Origin of the sequence: Bradyrhizobium sp. 31Argb, from assembly GCF_043638955.1 — a bacterium.
In the GTDB taxonomy this organism is placed as follows: Bacteria; Pseudomonadota; Alphaproteobacteria; order Rhizobiales; family Xanthobacteraceae; genus Bradyrhizobium.
Window position 1 is genome coordinate 1 of sequence record NZ_JBEGDB010000485.1, and the last position, 2,987, is coordinate 2,987.

A 2,987-nucleotide genomic window follows, 5' to 3' on the forward strand; every position below is an offset into this window, starting at 1 on the left:
ACCGATCCGATTCGGTATCGCCGCCCCAATCCTGACGGTCAGTTCTCCGGTAACATCCTTGGTGAGGCAATGCGCCCTCAGGAACAGGCAAATGCAGACCTGATGCTTACGATCCTGCGATCGTGGCTTGCTGCAGAACCTCTATCATCCGGAAATCGAGTTTCACTGGCAGCCAGGTCTGCCGTATGGCGGCTTCTTTACTGGAGCGACCATTCCGAAAATGCAGGAGAGGTTTGCATCCATTTGGTTTCCGCTGCAGCCTACCGAAGAGCGTCGCCGCATGGATGCTCGCGTGATTGCGACCAGCACCACTGGACGGGTGATCGTCAACTACGTGTGGAAATGCTTGAGCCCGGATGGAGTGGCGTTCGAGACCGAGACGCTCGCCGACTATGCCATCGAAAAGGAGCAGCTGCGTCGCGCTCAGATGTTTTTATTATGATCTGTTCGGGCTGATGAAGTTTCTGACCATTGCGGCATCGGCTGAAGAATCCAAGAGATGACACGCTCACCTCATTGGCTCACGAGCCAGCGACTGCTCTTTCAGGCCCCGATTGGTTCGATCGCAAGTCCTGATCTCGCGGTCGCGGTATGCAACGCGGGTAGCATTGGTCAGATTGCCGGGACGTGGCGATCGACTGAGGAGTTACGCATCGCCATTAGAACCATCAGGGAGCGCACGACAGCGCCATTTGGCGTCAACTTCGTTCTCGGCTTTCCTTTTGAAGACCAGTTGGCGGTGGCGCTCGCCAAAGGAGTCCCCATTATCTCTTTCCTTTGGGGCGATGCGTCTCGCTATGTTGAGCAGGTGAAGGCGGCAGGTGCGGTCGCCATCCAAGTTGTAGGCAGTACGGAAGACGCGCAGATCGCCGAGGCGGCAGGCTTTGATCTGATCGTCGCGCAGGGCCATGAGGCCGGGGGTCACATTCGCGGTCAGCTCGGCACGTTCGTACTAATCCCACCAGTGCGTGACGCCGTTGGAATTCCAGTCATTGCCGCCGGCGGCACGATTGTGTTGAAGAAGTCCGCGAAGTGATAATTCAGGTTCGGAGAACGCGCTGGGCGCACGGGTGGTTGATTGTGCCTAAGCGTGCTGGAGCGTTGGCAGCGGGATCAGCTTTGCGAGCTTACGTAAATTCTGCGCTGTGGCAGCGAGGAGGAACTCGTCGCGAGCGCCCAAGGGACCTCTTAGCCTGAGCCGGTCGAGGCGGAGAATGCGCTTGAGATGGGCAAAGAGCATCTCGATTTTCTTCCGTTCGCGCCGAGATCTGACATAGGCATCAGTTCTGGCGATCTCGCGCGCCACGTCTCGAGCCTTTTCATGGATTGAACGCGGGACCTTGCGGGAGGGCATCTTCGGACAACACCGCGACTTCAGTTCGCAGTCATCGCAAACATGTTTGCTGGCCCGGTACAGCAGTGTCGCTCCATCATTCACCAAGGTCCCGGTGGAGGCCAGCACTTTGCCAGCCGGGCAGATGTAGACGTCGCTTTGCTGATCATAGGCGAAGTCGTCGCGCGAGAACGTGCCGTCGGTACGGGCCGATTTGTCGAATGCCGGAATGTGCGGTTCGATCGCCTTGCTCGTCGACCAGCCAGCCCAGCATCTCTACCGTTCCATAGGCACTGTCGGCGACAACGCGTTCGCAACAGAGCTCAAGGCGCTCTTCACTGCGCTCGATCATTGTGCGTGCCGCCCCGACCTCGGCCTGTCGGATGGCGCGCGTCGCCTCGACATCCATGATAATCGCTGCCTTCAGGTCGATGAGGTAGTTGTTGGCGCAGGCGAAGAAGGCATGCCCCTTGTGAGCGCCTGTCCATTGCGCGGCCGGGTCCGACTTAGAGGTGAACTTTGGTACCGTGTCACTCGCCGCGCCCCAAGCGGCCTCATTCAGGGTGTCGAAGTACTCTCGAACAGAGCGGCGCGTTCGGGCATAGCTCCCATAACATCGTCAGACCCGGCAACTGCGCGCTGCTTGTTGGTTGGCGGCAATCGAGCTTGCATCGACTGCAAAAGCTGCTCCTTCTGCCATGCAGCGCTGGACCACGGTCTCGAACAGCTTTCGCAACAGATCGCAGCCGCGGAAGCGGCCATGCCTGTTTTTGGAGAACGTCGAGTGGTCCGGCACCTCGCCGTCCAACCTGAGCCGACAGAACCAGCGGTAAGCAAGGTTCAGGTGCACGTCTTCGCACAACCGCCGTTCGGAACGTGTCATTCGGCATGCAAAATTTGCGAGCCGATTGACACATTGCTGGGCTCATCGCTTCTGGCAGCTCAGGGCCCGCCTACAACATGAAGCGCGTGATGACGATCGTGGGCGTAGGCGGATTGCTGGAAGCGATGCGGGCGTGAGGCCGGCAGCGCCTATATGAAGCTCCTGGTTGCCACTGAGATGAGAGGTCGGTTCCATCCAATCAGAAGTTCGGCGGCCGCGAAATGCGCCGGTGCGCCCCAAGTTGCGCGATTTTCACACGGCCTGGGCCAATACCGGACTCATGCACCGCAGCAAATGGGGGTTATTCGATCACCTTGTCGGCGCGCCCGAGGCGCTTGCGCCACAAGTCTTATGCTAGCTCGTAGAGTAAGGCCTTGGCCTGCTTCAAGTCCAACGTGTCAAAGCCCTCGGTGAACCAACCGTAGATTGGAGCGAGGAGTTCTCGGGCCTCATTCCGCTTCCCTTGACCACGCCTGAGCCGCGCCATGCTCATAGCCGCACGCAGTTCCCAGGACTTTGCTCGTTGCTTGCGGGCGACCGCGCGCGCACGCTCGAAATACGCTTCTGCTTTCGCCGCGTCCAGCTCCGGCTCCATCAGCTCGATTTCTCCAGCGGTCCGGTGGATTTCTGCTTCGAACCAACGTTCTCCGCCTGTTTCCATTGTCGTTGTTGCTTCGCCAAGGCAGCGCCAAGCGTGTCCGTCGTCAGATAATTTGAGACAGATCAAGCTTTTCGAGAAGGGAGGCTCTGGCTCATCAGGGGTTAGAGTTT

General features: G+C 58.9%; 2 protein-coding genes and 2 pseudogenes. 2 read left to right on the plus strand and 2 right to left on the minus strand.

All coding sequences use genetic code 11. The features are described from left to right. The first annotated feature begins 127 nt into the window (after nt 1-127). Together AAFX91_RS40380 and AAFX91_RS40385 are read left to right on the plus strand one after the other, a co-directional pair. On the plus strand, nt 128-442 hold the full coding sequence (locus AAFX91_RS40380; protein WP_028168829.1) for a hypothetical protein: 315 nt from the start codon (nt 128-130) through the stop codon (nt 440-442). Nucleotides 443-499: 57 nt separating this feature from the next. Further along, nucleotides 500-1,036, plus strand: a complete 537-nt coding sequence (locus tag AAFX91_RS40385; RefSeq protein ID WP_051397281.1) for a nitronate monooxygenase family protein — start codon at nt 500-502, stop codon at nt 1,034-1,036. Between the two features lie 48 nt (nt 1,037-1,084). Here AAFX91_RS40385 and AAFX91_RS40390 read toward each other — a convergent pair. Further along, nucleotides 1,085-2,222 (minus strand): annotated as a pseudogene (locus AAFX91_RS40390) (transposase); the annotation flags it as partial. A 343-nt stretch (nt 2,223-2,565) separates the two neighbouring features. Then, nucleotides 2,566-2,987: pseudogene (locus tag AAFX91_RS40395) on the minus strand (adenylate cyclase); the annotation flags it as partial.

What these genes read in the sequence shown, in the direction of transcription:
- AAFX91_RS40385 (WP_051397281.1), top strand. Translation starts at nt 500, where the DNA reads ATGACACGCTCACCTCATTGGCTCACGAGCCAGCGACTGCTCTTTCAG.